Below are 20,241 nucleotides of genomic sequence, written 5' to 3'. Positions count from 1 at the left end.
CGATCGGCCGGACCGCGCTAGGGGCGGAAGTTCGGCTGCTTCTCCTTGCGGAGCGAGTTCATCACGTTGTCGTTGAGGTTGAGGTGGTGGCGGACCAGCTCGCTGGGGGTCAGCGCCATCCACTGGGCCAGGCTGACGTCCTCGAAGCGGGGCGCCAGGAACATTTCGAGCAGCTTGAGCGGGGTGTCGCCGGTGTTCTCGATGTAGTGGCCCATCGCGAACGGGACGTAGCCCACGTCCCCGGCCTGGTAGTCGAACGTCCTGTTGCGCCCCGAGTCGGCGAAGACGCCCATCCGTCCCTGCCCGGAGAGGTAGTACTGCCACTCGTCGTTGGTGGGGTGCCAGTGCAGTTCCCGGATGGCGCCGGGCTCGATCTCCACCAGCGCGGCCGACGTGGTCGTCGACGCCTCGAAGTTGCGTGAGTCGACGATCCGGGCCGTGCCGCCGCTGGTGACCACCGGCGTCTGGGAGTCCAGGCTGTGCTTGAAGCTGCGGGGTACGTCACCGCTCGGGCTGAGAATCCGGTCGGATTCGAGCGACGGCGGGACCTGGCCGTTGAACATGTACAGCTCGGAGGTCGGGAGCGAGGAGAAGTCCTCCTCGCGGACGCCGAAGTTCTTGGCCAGCACCGACCGGGGCGTGTGGGCGAACCAGTCGCTGATGAGGAACGTGTTGTTCTCGGAGAATCCGCCGTCGTTGAAGACGAGAAGGAACTCGACGCCCTCCTCCAACGCCTGGATGTGGTGCGGTATGCCCTGCGGGAAGAACCAGAGGTCGCCGGCCGAGACGTCTTCGAGGAAGTTCCGGCCCTCCTGGTCGACGGCGCTGACCCGGCACTTGCCCTCCAGGACGTAGGCCCACTCGGACTGCTTGTGCCAGTGCAGTTCCCGGATCGCTCCGGGCTTGAGCCGCATGTTCACACCGGCGAGGGTGGTGGCGATCGGCAGTTCGCGCTGGGTCACCTCGCGGGCCCAGCCGCCGTCGTCGAGTCGCATGTGTGCCTGGCTGAAGGAGAACTTCAGGTTCGGCACGGTGCCCGAGTCGGTCTCGGGCGGGACGAGGATGTTGGGGTTCTGGAGGTCCAGCTGCGTGTTGCGCGGGCCGTCGTCGGTGGCCCCCTGGCCGTCCCGGATGGGCTGCGGCACCTCGCGCGTGGGGGTCTCGGTCATGGCGGAGCCCTGCCTTTCTGATGGGGGGGGTGGCCCGGCCGACCGTTTCTGACGGTCCGCCGTACGAACGGGTCGGGTCAGGTATCAGCCGCCTTTCACCATGGTCACGACGAGGTAGGCGTTCAGGCAGATCACCAGGGCGCACACGAGGGCGCCGGCCGCGGTGGTGACGGGCCGGTTGGCCAGCGGGCCCATGAGGTCCTTGCGCCGCGTGATGACGACGAGCGGCAGCAGGGCGAAGGGGATGCCGAACGCGAGGACGACCTGGCTGAAGACGAGAGTGGAGGTGACGGGAAGCCCGACGCACAGCACGAGCAGTGCCGGTGCCATGGTCACGAGGCGCCGTGCGAGGAGCGGGACGCGCCGCCGCAGGAATCCCTGCATCACCACCTGCCCGGCACACGTCCCCACGCTCGCGGAGGAGATGCCGGACGCGAGCAACGCCACCGCGAAGGCCATCGCCGCTCCACCGCCGACGGTCCGGCCCAGGTCGGCGTGGGCGGCGGTGATGGCGTCCAGGCTCCCCAGGTCCGTGTCCTGGAAGAGAGCCGCGGAGAGGCAGAGCATGCCGAGGTTGACGGCGCCCGCGAGGGTGAATCCCAGGGCGCAGTCGATCCGCAGCCAACGCAGCAGGAAACGCCGGTCGTTCGGCCCGTCCGCCCGCACCCGCCGCTGGGTGAGCGCGGAATGCAGGTAGACCGCGTGCGGCATCACCGTGGCCCCGACGACGGCCGCTGCGAGCAGCCCGGTGTCCGTACCCCGGAGGTCGGGCACCAGGCCGGCCGCGACGCCGGTCGCGGAGTGCCGGCCGACGGTCAGCAGGTCGTAGGCGAATCCGCACAGGACCAGGAGCAGCAGGGCGGACACGGCGAGTTCGAAGGTGCGGCAGCCCCTTCGCTGGCAGGCCAGGACGGCGAACGACACCAGCGCCGTCACCAGTGCGGCGAGCGGGATCGGCATGCCGAACAGCAGGCTCAGCCCGAGCGCGGCACCGGCGAACTCCGCCAGGTCCGTGGCCATCGCGACCAGTTCCGCCTGCGCCCACAGCAGCCGGCTCAGCCACCGCGGTGCCAGCTCGCGGACCTGTTCGGGGAGGTTCCTGCCGGTGGCCAGTCCGAGCTTCGCCGACAGGTACTGCACGAGCAGCGCCATGACGTTGGCGAGGACGACGACCCATACGAGCAGGTAGCCGGTGCGCGCGCCCGCCTCGACGTTGGTCGCCACGTTGCCCGGGTCGACGTACGCGACCGCCACGACGAAGGCCGGTCCGAGCAGCGCCAGCCGGAACCGCCACCGGCCCCGGGCGCGGATGTCGGAGAAGTCTCCGAGGACCTGCGCGGTGTCGGCCGGGCCGACGGGACGTGCCGGGCGCGCGGTGGCCGGAGCGCTCATCGCCGCCGCCCGGGATCCGGCCGCCCGGGATCCGGCCGGCCGGGCACGGAAGGTGCCGGCCGGTTGCGGACGAAACGGCGGCTGGTGAGCCGGAACACGAGGAAGGCAGCGAGGAGCAGTCCCCGGCCGGGCATCTGGTGGGTCACGGCCAGGACGACGAGGAACATCAGCAGCGCGTCGTAGGTCCGGGCCGGAATTCCGGTGCGCCGCGGACGGACGGTGCCGGCGGCCGGCAGGAGGCCCGCGTACCAGGGGGACGGAGGTGAGGATGTGGAGCGGTGCGTGAACACGGTGGCTCCTCTCGTCTCATGGCCGGTTCGTCTCATGGCCGGTTCGTCTCATGGCCGGTCCCCGATTCCGAGTCACACGGGGAGCCTGGAGGAACCGGATCACCGAGTCGTCACCACGGCGTCACCCCGCGCGGCGAGGCGCCTTCGGCGGGCGGGAGGCGGCCGGGACGGCGCCGGTCCGCGCGCCGTGCGCACGGTCGGAGCGGGGACGTCCGGGCCCAGATGTGCGGACGGACCCACGGTGTTCCAATGGGAGGTGCGGCCCGCCCGCACCGCCGCACCACCGGCCGGCGACGATCCGACGGTGCCCTCGGCGGAGCCGCAGAGCAGGTGCCACCACGAACTCCGCGGCCACCAGGCGCTCCGCGGACGCCGAGAACTCCGCGAACGCCGAGAACGCCGAGAACTCCGGACACCGCGCACTCCGCGCACTCCCCGGACACCGCCGGGGCCGCCGGACGCGCCACACGGAGATTCCACTTCCCGCCGGCGACGGCTTCTTCGCGGTCCGAGGAGACGCAATGGACGAGCACTCCGCCGAACAGCGATCGCGCGACCTTCCCCAGCTGACGCTCATGGGCGGTTTCGACCTGCGGTACGCGGGACGGTCCGTGCCCGTCGCACCCGCGGGCCGGCGCTTGCTGAGCCTCCTGGTGCTGAGTCGCCGCACGCTCACCCGGGAACACGTCGCCGGGAAACTGTGGCCCGACACCTGTGGCGACCGGGCGGCCGGCTGTCTGCGCTCGGCCCTGTGGCGGTTGCCCAGACCGGAACGGCCGCTGGTCGTCGCTACGGTGAGCACCCTTCAGCTGTCACCGGACATCGCGACGGATCTGGCGGCCGTCGAGGACACCCTGCAACGGGTGATCGCCTGGTCGGAACGGTCAGAGCGGCCGGCACCGCCGGGGCCGTCCGGGCCGCCGCGGCGGCACGACGGGCACGACGGGCACGCCGCGGCGCCGCCCCCGGACCTGGAGCCGGCGGACCATGCCCTGAGCAGCGACCTGCTGCCGGAGGCGTGGGACGAGTGGGTGATCGTCGAACGGGAGCGGCTGCACCAAATGCGGCTGCACGCCCTGGAATCGCTCGCCCGGGGCCACCGGTCCGCCGGCCGGTTCGGCCGGGCGCTGGACGCGGCCCTGCGGGCGGTCGCCGGCGAACCACTGCGCGAGAGCGCGCACCGGCAGGTCATCGAGACCTACCTCGCGGAGGGGAACACCGGCGCGGCCCTGAGGCACTTCGGCGAGCTGCGCGAGCTGCTCCGTACCGAACTCGGGCTCGAACCCTCCCCGGCGCTGTGCCGTCGCATGGACAGCGCGGTCGCGGCCCTGCGCACGCGACGGTGACGTTCGGGTGGCGGCGGCCCGCGACGCTGGAGCCATGACTGTTCCTGACACTCACACCGGAGTACTCGTCATCCGTGTCTGGTGGGAGCCGGGACAGACCCCGGCTCTACGGGCCCGCCTGCTGGTCGCCGACAGCGCCCTGCACCCCCCTGTCGTCTACGCGACCGCCGCGGGTCCGGACGACGTCTGCCGGCAGGTCGCCGCATGGCTCCAGCGGTGGACCGAGAGCATCACGGCCCCGGATGAGTGACCTCACCCGACGTCACCCGACCTCACCCGACCTCGCCCGGCCACGGGCCGCACCAGTGCATCCACCGGTGTTCCCGTCATGCTTCCGCGGCACGGCAAAAGTATGGCGCCGACCAGCCGTTTCCGCAGGTCAGCGCCGATGTACCAAGTGGTGCCCGGAACCGGACTTGAACCGGTACGCCCGCGAGGGCAGCGAGGTTTAAGCTCGCCGTGTCTGCATTCCACCATCCGGGCAGGCCTTGGCTCCGCTTTTCGGGGGTCCCGAGCCTATCGGGACGGTCCCCCTGAACAGCGGGCACGCGGACCGATGTTGTCTTATTTTATTGATGTCTGAGGGTGCATCAGACCACGGTACGGTCCATCCGCACTTGCCAATAGCGTGACGGCCGGTGGGTACGTGCGTACGCGGAATGACGGAATTTCACCGTCCCTACGAGGGCGCTCCACCTGTTCTTGGCAAGTCACCGGCCGGTGCCCGGCGGGCGGCGGCGTCTCCTGCTCACGGGTCGTCCCACCGTCATCCCCAGGTATGACACCGCCCGCTCCCCTCCGACCGGAGTCGGCCCCGAGAACGGGAACAGCGGCTGACTCCAGCGCCCCGGGCGGCCGGGACGATGGACGCAGTCCCCACGAAGCCGTCGTCCCGACAGGAGCACCCTCCCGTGACCACCACACCCATCGCCGCCCACCAGGCCACCGCCGTGGCCGCTCGCGCCACGGAGCTGTCGAAGATCTACGGGCAGGGCGAGACCCAGGTGGTCGCCCTGGACCGGGTCTCCGTCGACTTCCAGCAGGCCCAGTTCACCGCGATCATGGGGCCGTCGGGCTCCGGCAAGTCCACGCTGATGCACTGCGTCGCGGGCCTCGACACGTTCTCCTCCGGCTCCGTGCGGATCGGCGACACGGAGCTGGGCTCCCTGAAGGACAAGCAGCTCACCAAGTTGCGCCGGGACAAGATCGGCTTCATCTTCCAGGCGTTCAACCTGCTGCCGACGCTGTCGGCGCTGGAGAACATCACGCTCCCGATGGACATCGCGGGCCGCAAGCCGGACAAGCAGTGGCTGAACACGGTGATCGAGATGGTGGGCCTGTCGGGGCGGCTCAGCCACCGGCCCGCCCAGCTCTCCGGCGGCCAGCAGCAGCGCGTCGCCGTCGCCCGCGCCCTGGCCGCCAAGCCGGACATCGTCTTCGGTGACGAGCCGACCGGAAACCTGGACTCCCGCTCCGGCGCCGAGGTGCTGGGCTTCCTGCGCAACTCGGTGCGCCAGCTGGGACAGACGGTGGTGATGGTGACCCACGACCCGATGGCGGCGGGCTACGCGGACCGGGTGGTGTTCCTCGCGGACGGACACATCGTCGACGAGTTGTACGGGCCGACCGCGGACTCGGTCCTGGACCGCATGAAGCGGTTCGACGCCAAGGGCCGCACCAGCTGACCCCCGACCCCACCACGGACTGAAGAGAACACCATGTTCCGCACCGCCCTGCGCAACGTACTCGCGCACAAGGCCCGGCTCCTGATGACCGTCCTCGCCGTGATGCTCGGCGTGGCTTTCGTGTCGGGGACCCTGGTCTTCACCAACACCATCTCCGACGCCTACCAGAACAGTTCCGCGCAGGGCTACGACGGCGTCGACGTCGCCGTACAGCCCAAGCACCAGGACGCCGAGGGCGACCGGACCGGCAGGACCCCGGAGCTGACCCAGTCGGTGCTCGACGCGAGCGCCAAGGTCCCGGGTGCCGCCTCCGCCACCGGTGTCGTCAGCGGCTTCACCGCGATCGCCGACAAGGACGGCAAGCTCGTCGGCGGCGGCTGGCAGTCCCGCGGCGGCAACTACTGGGGCGACAAGGACGCCCGGTACCCGCTCATCGGCGGCCACGCCCCGAGCGGCCCGGACCAGGTCCTCATCGACTCCAAGACCGCCGAGCGGGCCGGCTACGAGGTCGGCGACACCGTGCGCGTCTCGGTCGACGGTCCGGTCCTCACCCCGAAGATCGCCGGCATCTTCACCACCGACGACGGCAACGTGTCCGCGGGCGGCAGCCTCGCCCTGTTCGACACGGCGACCGCGCAGAAGCTGTTCGGCAAGCCGGGCACGTACGACGAGATCGACGTCCGGGCGAAGCCGGGCACCGGCCAGGCGGCTCTGAAGACGCAACTGGACGCGGCCCTGCCCAAGGGCCTGACCGAGACCACCACCGGTAAGAAGCTCGCCGACGACCAGGCCGAGCAGATCGCCTCCGGCATGAGCGGGCTGCGGCAGGGGCTGCTGGTCTTCGCCGGCATCGCGCTGTTCGTCGGCACGTTCATCATCGCCAACACCTTCACCATGCTGGTCGCCCAGCGCACCAAGGAACTGGCGCTGCTGCGGGCGGTCGGCGCCTCCCGCCGCCAGGTCACCCGGTCGGTGCTGATCGAGGCGTTCGTGGTCGGCGCGGTCGCCGGTGTGGCCGGTCTGCTCGCCGGCATCGGCATCGGCGCGGGACTGCGCTCGCTGATGGGTTCGTTCGGCCAGACGATGCCCGACGGACCGCTGGTCGTCACGCCCGGCACGGTGGCCGCCGCCCTCGTGGTCGGCATCGTCATCACCATGCTGGCGGCCTGGCTGCCCGGCCGCCGGGCGGCGAAGATCCCGCCGGTCGCCGCGATGAGCAGCCTGCACGCGCAGGCCACCACCAAGTCGCTGGTGCTGCGCAACACGATCGGCGCGCTGTTCTCGGCGGCGGGTGTCGCGGTGATCGTGGCGGCCACCGGGATGGAAGGCTCCGACGGCCAGGCGCCGATGGGCCTGGGCGCCGTACTGCTGATCATCGGTGTGTTCGTCCTGACGCCGCTGCTGTCCCGCCCGCTGATCGCGGCGGCGGCCCCGCTGCTGCGTGTCTTCGGGGTGGCGGGCAAGCTCGCCCGGCAGAACTCGGTGCGCAACCCGCGCCGCACCGCCGCCACCGCGTCGGCGCTGATGATCGGCCTGACCCTGATCACCGGCATGACGGTGATGGCGGGCAGTCTTCAGCAGGCGATCGACAAGATGGCCGGCTCGGCGCTGCGCGCGGACTACGTCGTGTCGATGGCGAACGGCAACCAGCTCTCCCCCGACGTCGCCCGCGAGCTCGCGGCGACGAGCGGCGTGACCGCCAGCAGCCCGCTGCGCAACGCGCCCTCCCGCATCGACGGCGAGACCGAGTTCCTGACCGGCGTCAACGGCTCGGCCATCGGCAAGCTGACCGACCTGAAGGTCGACGCGGGCTCGTTCACGGTGGCCGGCACCCGGGTCGTGGTCGACGACGACACCGCCAAGTCCCGCGGCTGGAAGGCCGGTTCGGACTTCACCGTGCACTACGAGGACGGCAAGCAGCAGCGGCTGACGGTGGCCGGCGTCTACGAGGGCAACGACATGATCCGCGGGATCATGCTCGACACCACGACCCTCGCGCCGCACCAGGTGGACGCGGCCGACATGCAGGTCATGGTCAAGACCGCGGACGGCGCGTCGAGCGCGACCAAGGACCGGCTGGAGAAGGCCCTCGGCTCCAACCCGGCGATCCTGGTCCAGGACAAGAAGGACCTGTCCGACAGCATCGCGCAGGTGTTCACCATCGTGCTGAACATGGTCTACGGCCTGCTCGCGATGGCGGTGATCGTCGCGGTCCTCGGGGTCGTCAACACCCTGGCCATGTCGGTGTTCGAGCGCTCCCAGGAGATCGGCATGCTCCGCGCGATCGGCCTGGACCGCAAGGCCGTCAAGCGGATGGTCCGCCTGGAGTCCCTGGTCATCTCCCTCTTCGGCGGCATCCTCGGCCTCGGCCTCGGGGTGTTCTTCGGCTGGGCCGCCGGACAGCTGATCGGCGCCCGGCTGTCGACCTACGAACTGGTCCTGCCGTGGACCCGGATGGGCATCTTCCTGCTGCTCGCGGGAGTGGTCGGCATCCTGGCCGCGCTGTGGCCCGCCCGGCGGGCGTCCCGGCTGAACACGCTGGCGGCGATCAAGTCGGAGTGACCGCCGGCGATCCGGTACGGATGTGCGCGGGCCCCTTCCGGTTGCGGAAGGGGCCCGCGTTCCTGTCTGCGGTCCGGTCAGTTCCAGGTGCGGGTGCGCAGGGGCAGCACGGACTTCCCGGACTCGGGCGTGCGCACCGCGAGGACCTGGTTCACGCCGATGCGGTTGGTCTCGAAGGCCAGCGCGGAGGCCGCCATGTACAGGCGCCAGACGCGGGCGCGGCCGGGCCCGGCGAGGCGGACCGCCCGATTCCAGTCGGCTTCCAGGCGGGTCACCCACTGGCGCAGGGTGAGCGCGTAGTGCTCGCGGATCGCCTCCACGTCCCGGACCTCGAAACCGGCCCGCTCCAGCAGCGTCACGGTGCTGCCGACCGGGGCCAGCTCGCCGTCGGGGAAGACGTAGGAGTCGATGAACTCGTCCACCCGGTAGGCCGCTTCGTCCCGCTGCGGACGGCGGGCGATCTGGTGGTTGAGGAGCCGTCCGCCGGGCTTCAGCAGGGCGTACAGATCCGTCGCGTACTCCAGGTACCGCTCGGCGCCGACGTGCTCGGCCATGCCGATGGAGGAGATCGCGTCGTAGGGGCCGTCGACGACGTCCCGGTAGTCCTGCACCCGGATCTCCACCCGGTCGGTCAGCCCCTCCTCGGCGACCCGCTTGCGGGCGAAGGCGGCCTGTTCCTGGGAGAGGGTGACGCCGACGACGTGCACGCCGTGCTCGCGGGCGGCGTGGATCGCCATCGAGCCCCAGCCGCAGCCGACGTCGAGGAGCCGCAGGCCCGCGGTGAGGCCGAGCTTGCGGCAGACGAGTTCGAGCTTGTCGCGCTGCGCGGACTCCAGGGTCCCGGCCTCCTCCCAGTAGGCGCAGGAGTACACCATGGACGGGCCGAGGACGATCTCGTAGAAGTCGTTGCCGACGTCGTAGTGGTGGCTGATGGCCTGCTTGTCGCTGCGCCTGGTGTGCAGGTGCCGGTGCCTGCGGACCTCTTCGCGGGGCGGGGCGGGCGGGATCGGCGGTCCGGCCATCCTCAGCAGCTCACCGGCGGCGGCGAGCACCCCGGGCTCGCGCAGCCTGCGGCCGAGCGGACGGGTGTCCTCGCTGCGCTCCCACACCAGCGGGGACATCAGCGCGAGCGCCGAGTAGAGGTCGCCCTCGACGGTCAGGTCGCCGGAGACCCAGGCCCGTGCCAGGCCCAGCTCGCCCGGCTTGAACAGCAGCCGGCGCAGGGCGCGCCGGTTGCGGACGACCAGGACCGGCGCGCCCGGCGGGCCGGCCTGTGAACCGTCCCAGGCGCGGACGCGGACCGGGAGCGGTGCTCCCAGCAGCTGCTCGACAAGACTCTTCAGCCGCGACGCGGCGTCGGCCATGATGCACACCTCCGGAAGAGGGATCTGGTGAGACGGAACCTGCGGAATCTGCCACTGGATTCGGTCACCTCAGGCAACGATCGCACTGGGCGACGTCATTCCCCAACGCTGCCACCGGCGCCACCATGCCCGTACCGCCACACCACCGCCACACTGACGCCGCCGTTCGTCCACAGGACACCCGATAGTTCGGCCACGGACACCCGATAGGCGGATCGGGGCGCTGCGCACCCGCCGGGACGAGCGCCGCGACACACCGTCCGGGCCGGGCATTTGAGAAGCGTCCCACGAACGTGTATGACACCATCCCCCATGAATTCCGAAGCGCCGGCGGGGGAAGTCGCAGTCGATGCCAGGCCCTGGCTCCCCGACCTGAACGACATGCTGATCGACGACCTGCCGTCCCTCGACGACCCGACACTGCGACCGGCCGTCACGGCGCTGCTGCACGACGTCCGACGCCCCCTCAGCTCCGTGGCGGGCAGTCAGGGCCGCGTTTGAGCTGTGCGACCAGCCCGGACGCGTCACGGACGTCGTGTGGGAAGCCCTCGGCGGTCATGAACACGGGCCGGCAGTCAAAACCGCTCTGGAGCCGTTCCCAGCGTCGTATCCACTCCCGGTATCAGCCCTGTTCGCGCAGCCGGTCGAGGCTGCGCAGGACCACCTCGTAGCGGGCGGCGAGCTTGGCCCGCGCGCCCGCACCCGAACGGGCCGCTGCCGGAGGGATGCAACCGCGCACCCGCCCGACGGGGCCGTGCCGAGGGGTCCGTGCCGAGGAAGCCGTTGCGAGGGGTGCGCGTGCCCGCCCGCCGGACGGGGCGGTGTCGAGGGGCACGCGAACCGGCCGCGCACCGGGCAGGCCGCCCGGCGCCGGGGCCCCGCACCAGGGCGGATGGCCGCCGCACGCCGAAGGGGCCGCCCGCACCACGGATGGCGGGCGGCCCCTTCGGGCGGCTGGACGAGGCGGACGGGAGCCCCGGTCGGGCTCGGCCGGTCAGGATGCCTTGGCCTTGGCCTCGTTCTTGTCGGACCCGGCCACGGCCGCGGCGGCGACCGGCGCCGGCTTGGCGGCCTCGTAGAACTCCTCGCGGGGGTGCTCCATGGCGCCGAGGGAGACGACCTCGCGCTTGAGGAACATGCCGAGGGTCCAGTCGGCGAAGATGCGGATCTTGCGGTTCCAGGTCGGCATGGCCATGCCGTGGTAGCCACGGTGCATGTACCAGGCGAGCCGGCCCTTGACCTTGATCTTCATCTTGCCCATGACGATCATCGCGACGCCCTTGTGGAGGCCGAGGCCGGCCACCGCGCCCTTGTTGGCGTGCGCGTAGTCCTTCTGCTTGAAGCCCCGCATGCCGGAGATGACGTTGTCGCCGAGCACCTTGGCCTGGCGCAGCGCGTGCTGGGCGTTGGGCGGGCACCAGGCGTTCGGGTTGCCGGCCTTGCGGCCGACGAGGTCCGGCACCTGGGCGTTGTCACCGGCGGCCCAGATGTAGTCCGTGCCCTGCACCTGGAGGGTCGCCGCGGTGTCCACGTGGCCGCGCGGACCGAGCGGCAGGCCGTAGCGGGACAGGACCGGGTTGGGCTTGACGCCCGCGGTCCACACGATCGTGTTGGAGTCGACCTCCAGCCCGTTCTTCAGCACCACGTGGCCGTCGACGCAGGAGTCCATGGAGGTGGAGAGGTAGATCTCCACGCCGCGGCTCTCCAGGTGCTCCTTGCCGTACAGGCCGAGCTTGGGGCCGACCTCCGGGAGGATCTTGTCGGCGGCGTCGACGAGGATGAACCGCATGTCCTCGCGGGAGACGTTGTTGTAGTACTTGGCCGCGTCCCGGGCCATGTCCTCGACCTCGCCGATGGTCTCCGCGCCTGCGAAGCCACCGCCGACGAAGACGAAGGTGAGCGCCTTGCGGCGGATCTCCTCGTCGGTCGTGGAGTCGGCCTTGTCGAGCTGTTCGAGGACGTGGTTGCGCAGGCCGATGGACTCCTCGACGCCCTTCATGCCGATGCCCTGCTCGGCGAGGCCGGGGATCGGGAAGGTGCGGGAGACCGCGCCGAGCGCGATCACCAGGTAGTCGAAGGGCAGTTCGTACGCCTCGCCGACGAGCGGGGCGACGGTCGCGACCTTGCGGTCCTGGTCGATGGTGGTGACCCGGCCGGTGAGGACCTCCGCCTTCGGCAGCACGCGTCGCAGGGGGACGACGACGTGGCGAGGGGAGATGCTGCCGGCGGCGGCTTCGGGGAGGAAGGGCTGGTAGGTCATGTACGACCGGGGGTCGACGACCGTGACGGTCGCCTCGCCGTAGCGCATCTTCTTGAGGATGCGCCGAGCCGCGTACAGGCCTACGTACCCACCGCCTACTACGAGGATCCTGGGACGCTCCGTGGTGCTCATGGCATTGAGTATCCACCTGCCTCAGGGGGGTAGCTCGTGCGCCCCTTCACAAGCTTCGCGGGGCCTTGTGTTAGACTCCGCGGCCCACTCGGACCAGGGCATGGCGGGACCGCGGGACCCGTGTCCGGTACCGACCGTTGTCAATGGCGCGTGAGCTGCCCGTCCGGACTTCCGGGTGAGGCGGACAACCCCTTCCGACACCGCCGCACGACCCCTCCGGATCGCTCCCTTGAGCACGCCCGCAGGGCCGTTGAGCCCCCTGTCGACAGGCCCCGACCCGTTCGGCCCGACACCCGGCAGGAAATCCTTGTGAAGAACTTCACGAAGTTTTCCGGCGGCGCGTCGCGGGACGGCACGTCGGGGCCCTCGCAAGCCGCTCATATGTTATCCGGATAGCTCAGCGGAGTGCCGCCGACGGGTGAAAGATCGGTGGAGGCCGGGTGGAGAACGGCCTCGGGGACCAGCCCGGTTGAGGGCGGCACCGGCGGCCTGGCGCCGCCCCGACCGGCCGGTACCGCCGATGGCCGGTACCGCCGATGGCCGGTACCGCCGCGATCGGGGCGGTGGTGCGCCGGCCGGCCACCGTCATCGAGGAGGGCCGGGACCCGTCCTCGACGAGCGGCGCACCGGCCGGCACCGCCTAGCGTGTGCTGCCGGCCCGGCGGCCCGGCCTCACTTCAGGTGGCGGCCGAAGAACCGGTCCCCGTCCTCCCTCTCGAACCACGGGGTGCCGGTGTGCCCGCCCAGATTGGCGTGCAGCGTCTTCTCCTTGCTGCCGAAGGCGTCGAACAGGTCCAGGGCCCGCTGCCGGGGGTTCCCTTCGTCGTCCCACTGCAACAGGAACAGCAGCGGAACGGTGACCTGCCGGGCCTCCTCGCGCTGGGCGCGGGGCACGAAACCCCCGGCGAAGAGACCGGCGGCGGCGATACGCGGTTCGGTCACCGCGAGGCGGATGCCGAGGGCGGTCCACCCCGAGTACCCGACCGGGCCGCCGGTCTCGGGCAGAGACAGGAGGGCGTCCAGGGTGGTCCGCCATTCCGGGGCCGCCTTTTCGACCAGCGGGCCGACGAAGGACTCGAAGATCTCGTCGGTCGGCTCGCCCGCCCGCATCGCCCGGCGGAGGTCGGTGCGGGCCTGCTCGTCGGCGGCGGAACGCGGCCGGTCACCGCACCCGGCGGCGTCGATGGAGGCCACCGCGTAGCCGTACGCGGCAGAGAGCCGGGCGCGGGCCACCAGCCGGGGTTCCGCCTTGGGCAGGCCGTTGTTGTGGGCCATCAGGATCAGCGGGACCGGTGCGGACGCGGACGCCGATTCGGGCGTCCACAGGGTGCCGGGGATCTCGCCGAGGGAGAACTCGCGCTCGATGACGCCGTCGTCGAGGCGCCGTTCAGAAATGAATCGCACTGTCGTGCCTTTCGGGAGTGCTCAGAGCGGCGCTCCCGGACGACCTACCGCCCGACCGTGACCCCGGAGGGGAGCACCCATGTCGATACGTTCACGGGTACCACCTCCTCGATCTCTCGCACGGCCTCCGGAAAGGTAGCAGTGGCCGCCGTGGTCCGCCAACGGGTTTTCGCGCAGGGTGTACCGCAACCCGTAGGCGGTCAGGCCAAAGACCATCCGATGCCGTCGAGGATGTCGTGCTCGCTCACGACGACCTCGTGCGCGCCGGTGCGTTCCATGATCGCCAGCAGTACGAGCGACCCCGCGCCGATGACGTCGACGCGCCCGGGGTGCATGGACGGGATCGCGGCCCGCTCGGCGTGCGTGGAGCGCAGCAGCCACTCGGTGATCTCGCGGACCCGGTCACGGGAGACACGGGAGTGGTGGATGCGGGCGGAGTCGTAGGCGGGCAGCTCCTGGGCGATCGCCGACACGGTGGTCACGGACCCCGCGAGCCCCACCAGCGTGCGCGCCTCGCGCAGCGGAACCGTCTCCTCGGCGAGGTCCAGCGCCGCCTCGATGTCGGCCCGCATGGCGGCGATCTGCCGCTTCGACGGCGGGTCGCTCACCGCGCCCTCGGAGACCAGGTGGCGCTCGGTCATCCGGACACAGCCCACGTCGACGGAGCGCGCCGCGCGCACCCGATCGTCGCCGACCACGAACTCGGTCGAGCCGCCGCCGATGTCGACGACCAGGTAGGGCCGGGCGAGGTCGTCGCGGCCCTGGAGTTCCGCGGTGGCCCCGGTGAAGGAGAGCGCGGCCTCCTGGTCCCCGGAGATCACCTCGGGCTCCACGCCGAGGATGTCCAGCACGCCCCGTACGAACTCGTCCCGGTTCTCCGCGTCCCGGGAGGCGGAGGTCGCCACGAACCGCAGCCGCTCGGCGCCGTGCTCCTTGATGACCGCGGCGTACTCCCGGCAGGCGGCGAAGGTCCGCCCCAGGGCCTCGGGGGCGAGCCGGCCGGTGCGGTCGACGCCCTGGCCGAGCCGCACGATGGTCATCCGCCGGTCCAGGTCGACGAGTTCGCCCGTCGCGGGGTCGGCGTCGGCGACGAGCAGCCGGATCGAGTTCGTACCGCAGTCCACGGCGGCCACGCGGGTCACTGGTCGTCCCCCTCCGGGGTGGGCTTCACACCGTCGGTGTCTTTGGTGTGGGCGATGTCTTCGGTGTCCATGGTGTCCATGGTGCCTGTGGTGCCGGAGGCGCCTGCCGTGCCTGTGGTGCCGGAGACGCCTGTGGTGCCGGCGGTGTCTTCGGTGCCGGCGGTGTCTTCGGTGCCGGAGGTGTCTTCGGTGTCGGTGGAGGGGGCCGTGACGCACGGTCCCTTGCGCCACCACTCGGGCAGCAGCGCGATCGCCTCGTCGCCCAGCGGGTTCACCCCGGGCCCGGCGGCCAGTGCGTGGGCGACCAGGACGTGCAGGCACTTCACCCGGTCCGGCATGCCGCCCGCGCTCGGGAAGCCGGTCAGCTCCTCGATCTCGTCCCGGCGCCGGAGGTAGTCCTCGTGCGCGGCACGGTAGGCGGCGGCCAGGTCGGGGTCGGCGGCCAGGCGGTCCGTCATCTCCTTCATGACGCCGTTCGCCTCCAGTGTGCCGATCGCCGAGGAGGCGCGCGGGCACGTCAGGTAGTACAGCGTCGGGAAGGGGGTGCCGTCCGGCAGCCGCGGGGCCGTCTCCACGACGTCCGGCTGTCCGCACGGGCAGCGGTGGGCGATCGCGCGCAGCCCGCGGGGCGGACGCCCGAGCTGCTGCTTGAATGCCTCGACGTCCGCGGCGGTCGGTTCGGTGCGCGGAGTGGGCGGCGGAGGCGTGTCCATGACTGTGTTCGGGGTGTCTCTCTGTCGGTTCACTGGTCGGAGGCGTCGGACTTGTCGACGCCGTCCCAGACGTTCGCGTACCACGGGCGGTGCGCCGCGCCGAGGTCGGCGCGGGCCTGCTTGGCCGCGTTCGGGTCGATCATGATGTAGCCGGTCTCGCCGGGCATCACATAGTGCAGCCGCTCCCGGATCTGCTGCTCCGCGTACGCGTCGTCCTGCCAGCGTGCCTTGAGGTCGCGCAGCCGCTCGACCCGTTCCTCGGCCTGCCGGCGCTGCCGTTCCAGGTCGGCGATCTGGCCCCGCTGGGAGACGTACTGCCGTATCGGATAGGCGAGTGCCACCACCATCGTGCACAGGACCAGGGCGAGCAGCGCGGCGCGTCCGGTGAGCCGGGAGCGGCGGTCCTGCCGCCGGGTCTGGGAACGGTACACCCGGGCCGCCGTCTGCTCCCCGAGCAGCCGCAGCCGGGTCGTGGTGGAGAACCGGTCCCGGTCCTTCGCGGCCATCTCCGCCTCCCCTTCCCTGCCTGCTTCCCGCCCGCTTCCCGCATACTTCCGGCGTGCTTCCGGCGTGCTGCCGGATCGCTTCCGCTGTGCTTTCGCGTGCGTGCTCCGTGCGCGTCATACGCGCGTACGTCCCCGGACACGGTACGGGACCGGGTACGGGGACGTACGTACGACTGGCTGAGCCTCGGTCTTCGGCGGATCAGCCCTTGAAGCGCGGGAAGGCGCTGCGGCCGGCGTAGACCGCGGCGTCGTCGAGGATCTCCTCGATGCGCAGCAGCTGGTTGTACTTGGCGACGCGCTCGGAGCGGGCCGGGGCACCGGTCTTGATCTGGCCGCAGTTGGTGGCGACGGCCAGGTCGGCGATGGTGACGTCCTCGGTCTCACCGGAGCGGTGCGACATCATGCACTTGAAGCCGTTGCGCTGGGCCAGCTCGACGGCGTCCAGGGTCTCGGTCAGCGAGCCGATCTGGTTGACCTTGACCAGCAGGGCGTTGGCGGTGCCCTCCTCGATGCCGCGGGCCAGCCGCTCCGGGTTGGTGACGAACAGGTCGTCGCCGACCAGCTGCACCTTGTCGCCGAGCTTGTCCGTGATGACCTTCCAGCCCGCCCAGTCGTCCTCGAACAGCGGGTCCTCGATCGAGACCAGCGGGTAGGCGGCGACCAGCTCCTCGTAGTACTCCGTCATCTCGGCGGCGGAGCGCTCCTTGCCCTCGAAGACGTACTTGCCCTCCTTGTAGAACTCGGAGGCGGCGACGTCGAGGGCGAGGGCGATCTGCTCCCCGGGGACGTACCCGGCCTGCTTGATCGCTTCGAGGATCAGGTCGAGGGCGTCGCGGTTGGAGCCCAGGTTCGGGGCGAAGCCGCCCTCGTCGCCGAGGCCGGTGGACAGGCCCTTGGTCTTCAGGACGGACTTCAGGGTGTGGTAGACCTCGGCACCCCAGCGCAGCGCCTCGGAGAAGGACTCCGCGCCGATCGGGGCGATCATGAACTCCTGGATGTCCACGTTGGAGTCGGCGTGCGAGCCGCCGTTCAGGATGTTCATCATCGGCACCGGCAGCAGGTGCGCGTTCGGGCCGCCCAGGTAGCGGAAGAGGGGGAGGTCGCTGGCCTCGGAGGCCGCGTGGGCGACGGCGAGGGAGACACCGAGGATGGCGTTGGCGCCGAGCGAGCCCTTGTTGTCGGTGGCGTCCAGGTCGAACATGGCCTGGTCGATCAGGCGCTGCTCGGTGGCGTCGTAGCCGACCAGCTCAGGGCCGATCTGCTCGATGACGGCGAGGACGGCCTTCTCGACGCCCTTGCCCAGGTAGCGGTTGGGGTCACCGTCGCGCAGCTCGATGGCCTCGAAGGCGCCGGTGGAGGCGCCGGACGGGACGGCGGCACGACCCGTGCTGCCGTCGTCGAGGCCGACCTCGACCTCGACCGTGGGATTGCCTCGGGAGTCCAGGATTTCCCGGGCTACGACGACGTCGATGGACGGCACGAGCATCTCCTTCATGGAATGTGACGCTGGAAGTGCGGGGCTGTGCGCCTTGCGACTAGAGCCTAACCGGCCCGGGGGCCTCGGCCGGTAGCCGACCGCCCCGTGGACAGGGTGACGACAGCTGACGGTACACATTGTTTCTGAACGGAACAAAGGGGGGAACGAAAACCGCCGGTGCCGGCTCAGGGTGCGCGGAGCAAACGGCGGCGCGGAAGCGCGGGAATGCCCGGGAAACGCAGAATGCGGGCGGACGCGGGCGGACGCGGGGCAATGGGCGAGCGGTAAGGACGAGCGGCACGGACGAGCCGTACGGACGAGCCGCGCGGAAAGGAACGGAACAGAAAGGAACAGAAAGGAAAGAACCCGCCCCGGCGCGCACGGGGGAGAGCGCGTCGGGGCGGGGAGCCCGTGGGGACGGGGGCTGCCCCCGGGCGTCCTCCACGATGGAGGCCGCCGCTGTGCGGGGGCTGTGACCGGGCTGCCGATCGGCTGTCGCCTCGGGAGCGCCCGCCGGGGTCGAACCAGGAGCGGTCCGGCGGGGGACCTTCAGGAGCGGACCGCCGGGGTCACTTCAGGTGCAGCTGCTGGCCCGGGTAGATGAGGTCGGCGTTCTCGACGATGTCCTTGTTCAGCTCGAACAGCTTCTGCCAGCCGCCCGTGACGCGGTGCTTCTCGGCGATCGAGCTGAGGGTGTCGCCCTTGACGACCTTGTACTCGCCGTCACCCTTCTTGACCTTCTTGCCGGTCGGGGTGGTGACGGTCCTGCTCGCGGCCGGGCGGTCGGCGGAGCGCGAGGCGGCCTGCTGCCCGGTGGCACGGTCGGCGGTGGAGCCGGTCGAACCGGAACCGCTGGAACCGGAACCCGAACCGCTGGAGTCGCCACCGGAGTAGGGGGTGCTGGACAGACCGGTGCCGCAGACCGGCCAGGCGCCCTTGCCCTGGCTCGCGAGGACCTTCTCGGCGACGGCTATCTGCTGCGCCTTGGTGGCCTTGTCGGCGGAAGCCGCGTACTGCGTGCCGCCGTAGGCGGCCCAGGTGGAGGCGGAGAACTGCAGGCCGCCGAAGTAGCTGTTGCCGGTGTTGATGGACCAGTTGCCGCCGGACTCGCACTGGGCGACGGCGTCCCACTGGGAGGCGGTGGCGGCGGAGGCGTCGCCGACGGCCATCAGCGGGGCGGCGACGGCGGCACCGGTGACACCGGCGAGCGCGACGACGCGGGTGGCCTTGGACGGGCGACGGTGCTTGCCCTTGCTGGAGAACAGCATGGATCGATCCCCTCACCGACGCCTGCGAGGTGAGCTGTCGGGTTCGGGCCGGTTGAGTTGCCCGGCCGCACCTCGATGTGGAGGCACGGCTTCACCCCGAGCCGCTTCGGTCAACCGACCGCAGCGGCACCTACCTTGGGTCCCCCGCTCCTGCCTACGGCGCTCGACGCGACGACTGTTCCCGTACGGCCGTTGGCAGGATTAGGCGTTGCGGCAGCCGGGGCCCGCGGTGGCGAGCGGTCATGACCGTAGACACGCGCTTCGTGGAATTTCAAAGACGATCAAGGCTTCTGAGACTCATCCCACACTTTCACCAAACCGGACATTAAGCCCGAAGCGGGGCGCCAACTCCCGCTATCCGGCGTGCCCTTCGGTCCCGACCTTCAGGGCCTGACCGGGGGTGATGTGGTCCGGGTCGGAGCCGACGACCTTCTCGTTGGCCGCGTAGAGCGCATGCCATCCGCCGTCCACGCCAAGCGAGTCGGCGATGGAGCCGAGGGTGTCGCCGGCTCGGACGGTGTAGGCGTGCTTGCCGGACGGGGCGGCCCCTCGACCACCCGTCCCGGTTGTCCCGCTTTCATCCGCACTGTCGCCCCGATGACGGCCGCCGCCGTCCAGGGAGCCGGTGTCGACCAGACTCCAGGAGCCGCCGGTCCGCCAGGAGTTGTCCGCACCGCCGGGGTCGGGGGACTCCGTGGACGAATCGCCGATTCCCGGCGAAGCACTGGAGTCAGTCGATGCCGACTTGTCGGACTTACTGGGCTTCGCAGGCCCGTCCGTCACACCGTGGCCCGAACCCGAACCCGAACCCGAACCCGTGCTCGGGCTCGCGCTCGATGACGGAGAGCCGGACGGTGAACCGCTCGGAAGGGAGCCCGAAGTGGAATCCGAGGACGGGTCCGAGGAGGTGTCGGACGACGGGGGCGAGTCGGACAAGCCCGGCGAGCCGGGCAATCCGGATGAATCAGATGAACCCGATGAACCCGACCCGTGCGAATCCTCCGAGGAACCCTTCTTGCCGGACGAGGAGCCGTCCGTGACACCGGTGTCGACCCCGATGTGGCCGGACTTGGCGGTGAGCCCGGACAGCAGGGCGCAGGTCGCCCAGGGGGTGGTCCCCTGGTCGGCGAGGATCTTCTCGGCGACCGCGATCTGCTGCTGGCGGCTGGCCTGGTCCGGGGTGACCGCGTACGTGTCGCCGCCGTACTCGTCCCAGTCCCGCTGCGAGATCTGCAGTCCGCCGAAGTACGCGTTGCCCGTGTTGGCGCTCCATGAACCGCCGCTCTCGCACTCGGCCACCCGGTCCCAGGTGGTGCCGTCGGCGGCACTCGCGGCGGTGGCGGCGAGGAGCGGGATGGCAATCGCGGAGCCGGTCACTCCGGCCGCGACGACGAGGGCCGGAGCCTGACGGGGGCGACGGTGACGTCCGTTCCCGGTGAGCATGCGGAAGCCTTTCGCGCGACGGCACTGACCGGTGCGGCGGATCGTGCCGGACTACCGCACCGAGGGGTGAACGTATAGGCATACGATC

Annotated in this window: 16 protein-coding genes, 1 tRNA gene, 1 pseudogene and 1 riboswitch; of the genes and pseudogenes, 5 read left to right on the top strand and 13 right to left on the bottom strand. The window is 70.9% G+C overall.

The window, feature by feature from the left end; genetic code table 11:
• Nucleotides 1-17: 17 nt before the first annotated feature.
• From ACFC09_RS24980 to ACFC09_RS24970, 3 genes are all read right to left on the bottom strand, one after another.
• Nucleotides 18-1,169, bottom strand: a complete 1,152-nt coding sequence (locus tag ACFC09_RS24980) for an oxalate decarboxylase family bicupin (RefSeq protein WP_376532107.1) — start codon at nucleotides 1,167-1,169, stop codon at nucleotides 18-20.
• Nucleotides 1,170-1,253: 84 nt separating this feature from the next.
• Nucleotides 1,254-2,561 (bottom strand): Nramp family divalent metal transporter, encoded by a 1,308-nt coding sequence (locus ACFC09_RS24975; RefSeq protein WP_376532105.1) that lies wholly within the window; start codon nucleotides 2,559-2,561, stop codon nucleotides 1,254-1,256.
• On the bottom strand, nucleotides 2,558-2,851 hold the full coding sequence (locus tag ACFC09_RS24970) for a hypothetical protein (RefSeq protein WP_376532103.1): 294 nt from the start codon (nucleotides 2,849-2,851) through the stop codon (nucleotides 2,558-2,560). The genes ACFC09_RS24975 and ACFC09_RS24970 overlap by 4 nt, the downstream gene beginning before the upstream one ends.
• 521 nt (nucleotides 2,852-3,372) lie before the next feature.
• Here ACFC09_RS24970 and ACFC09_RS24965 point away from each other — a divergent pair.
• Nucleotides 3,373-4,197 (top strand): BTAD domain-containing putative transcriptional regulator, encoded by an 825-nt coding sequence (locus tag ACFC09_RS24965; protein ID WP_376532101.1) that lies wholly within the window; start codon nucleotides 3,373-3,375, stop codon nucleotides 4,195-4,197.
• A 34-nt stretch (nucleotides 4,198-4,231) separates the two neighbouring features.
• Nucleotides 4,232-4,447, top strand: coding sequence for a hypothetical protein (locus ACFC09_RS24960; protein WP_376532099.1), 216 nt, complete (start codon nucleotides 4,232-4,234; stop codon nucleotides 4,445-4,447).
• Between the two features lie 148 nt (nucleotides 4,448-4,595).
• Here ACFC09_RS24960 and ACFC09_RS24955 read toward each other — a convergent pair.
• Nucleotides 4,596-4,680 (bottom strand) — tRNA-Leu (locus ACFC09_RS24955).
• A gap of 380 nt (nucleotides 4,681-5,060) precedes the next feature.
• On the opposite strand from ACFC09_RS24955, the gene ACFC09_RS24950 reads away from it, so the two are divergent.
• Nucleotides 5,061-5,882 carry an ABC transporter ATP-binding protein gene (locus ACFC09_RS24950; RefSeq protein ID WP_376532098.1) on the top strand — a complete coding sequence of 274 codons (822 nt, stop codon included), beginning with the start codon at nucleotides 5,061-5,063 and terminating at the stop codon, nucleotides 5,880-5,882.
• A 33-nt stretch (nucleotides 5,883-5,915) separates the two neighbouring features.
• The gene (locus ACFC09_RS24945; RefSeq protein ID WP_376532096.1) at nucleotides 5,916-8,444 is read left to right on the top strand and encodes an ABC transporter permease; all 2,529 of its coding nucleotides are present in this window, start codon (nucleotides 5,916-5,918) and stop codon (nucleotides 8,442-8,444) included.
• 77 nt (nucleotides 8,445-8,521) lie between these two features.
• Here the strand turns inward: ACFC09_RS24945 and ACFC09_RS24940 are convergent, their stop codons facing one another.
• Complete coding sequence (locus ACFC09_RS24940; RefSeq protein ID WP_376532094.1) at nucleotides 8,522-9,808, bottom strand: class I SAM-dependent methyltransferase; 1,287 nt, start codon at nucleotides 9,806-9,808, stop codon at nucleotides 8,522-8,524.
• A 312-nt stretch (nucleotides 9,809-10,120) separates the two neighbouring features.
• Between ACFC09_RS24940 and ACFC09_RS24935 the strand changes: the two genes are divergently transcribed.
• Nucleotides 10,121-10,309 (top strand): hypothetical protein, encoded by a 189-nt coding sequence (locus tag ACFC09_RS24935; RefSeq protein ID WP_376532092.1) that lies wholly within the window; start codon nucleotides 10,121-10,123, stop codon nucleotides 10,307-10,309.
• Between the two features lie 493 nt (nucleotides 10,310-10,802).
• Here ACFC09_RS24935 and ACFC09_RS24930 read toward each other — a convergent pair whose 3' ends face one another.
• From ACFC09_RS24930 to ACFC09_RS24895, 8 genes and pseudogenes are all read right to left on the bottom strand, one after another.
• The gene (locus ACFC09_RS24930) at nucleotides 10,803-12,200 is read right to left on the bottom strand and encodes an NAD(P)/FAD-dependent oxidoreductase (RefSeq protein ID WP_376532090.1); all 1,398 of its coding nucleotides are present in this window, start codon (nucleotides 12,198-12,200) and stop codon (nucleotides 10,803-10,805) included.
• A 672-nt stretch (nucleotides 12,201-12,872) separates the two neighbouring features.
• Nucleotides 12,873-13,604: a dienelactone hydrolase family protein gene (locus ACFC09_RS24925; RefSeq protein WP_376532088.1), complete on the bottom strand. Its 732-nt coding sequence runs from the start codon at nucleotides 13,602-13,604 to the stop codon at nucleotides 12,873-12,875.
• 200 nt (nucleotides 13,605-13,804) lie between these two features.
• Nucleotides 13,805-14,746 carry an exopolyphosphatase gene (locus ACFC09_RS24920; protein ID WP_376532086.1) on the bottom strand — a complete coding sequence of 314 codons (942 nt, stop codon included), beginning with the start codon at nucleotides 14,744-14,746 and terminating at the stop codon, nucleotides 13,805-13,807.
• Nucleotides 14,747-14,910: 164 nt separating this feature from the next.
• A pseudogene (locus ACFC09_RS24915) lies at nucleotides 14,911-15,459 on the bottom strand (DUF501 domain-containing protein); the annotation flags it as partial.
• A 29-nt stretch (nucleotides 15,460-15,488) separates the two neighbouring features.
• On the bottom strand, nucleotides 15,489-15,965 hold the full coding sequence (locus ACFC09_RS24910; RefSeq protein WP_376532084.1) for a septum formation initiator family protein: 477 nt from the start codon (nucleotides 15,963-15,965) through the stop codon (nucleotides 15,489-15,491).
• A 199-nt stretch (nucleotides 15,966-16,164) separates the two neighbouring features.
• On the bottom strand, nucleotides 16,165-17,451 hold the full coding sequence (gene eno / locus ACFC09_RS24905; protein ID WP_376532145.1) for a phosphopyruvate hydratase: 1,287 nt from the start codon (nucleotides 17,449-17,451) through the stop codon (nucleotides 16,165-16,167).
• A gap of 560 nt (nucleotides 17,452-18,011) precedes the next feature.
• A complete protein-coding gene (locus tag ACFC09_RS24900; protein WP_376532082.1) occupies nucleotides 18,012-18,710 on the bottom strand; it encodes a transglycosylase family protein in 699 nt (232 codons plus the stop codon).
• A 4-nt stretch (nucleotides 18,711-18,714) separates the two neighbouring features.
• A riboswitch (cyclic di-AMP (ydaO/yuaA leader) is annotated at nucleotides 18,715-18,882 on the bottom strand.
• 182 nt (nucleotides 18,883-19,064) lie between these two features.
• Entirely contained in the window at nucleotides 19,065-20,153 is a 1,089-nt protein-coding gene (locus ACFC09_RS24895) for a transglycosylase family protein (protein ID WP_376532080.1), read from the bottom strand.
• Between the last annotated feature and the right edge of the window lie 88 nt (nucleotides 20,154-20,241).

The sequence above is a fragment of the Streptomyces sp. NPDC056161 genome, assembly GCF_042268025.1.
Lineage (GTDB): Bacteria > Actinomycetota > Actinomycetes > Streptomycetales > Streptomycetaceae > Streptomyces.
The sequence above is the reverse complement of the archived record's forward strand: the minus strand, read 5'-3'. Positions and strand labels throughout refer to the sequence as shown.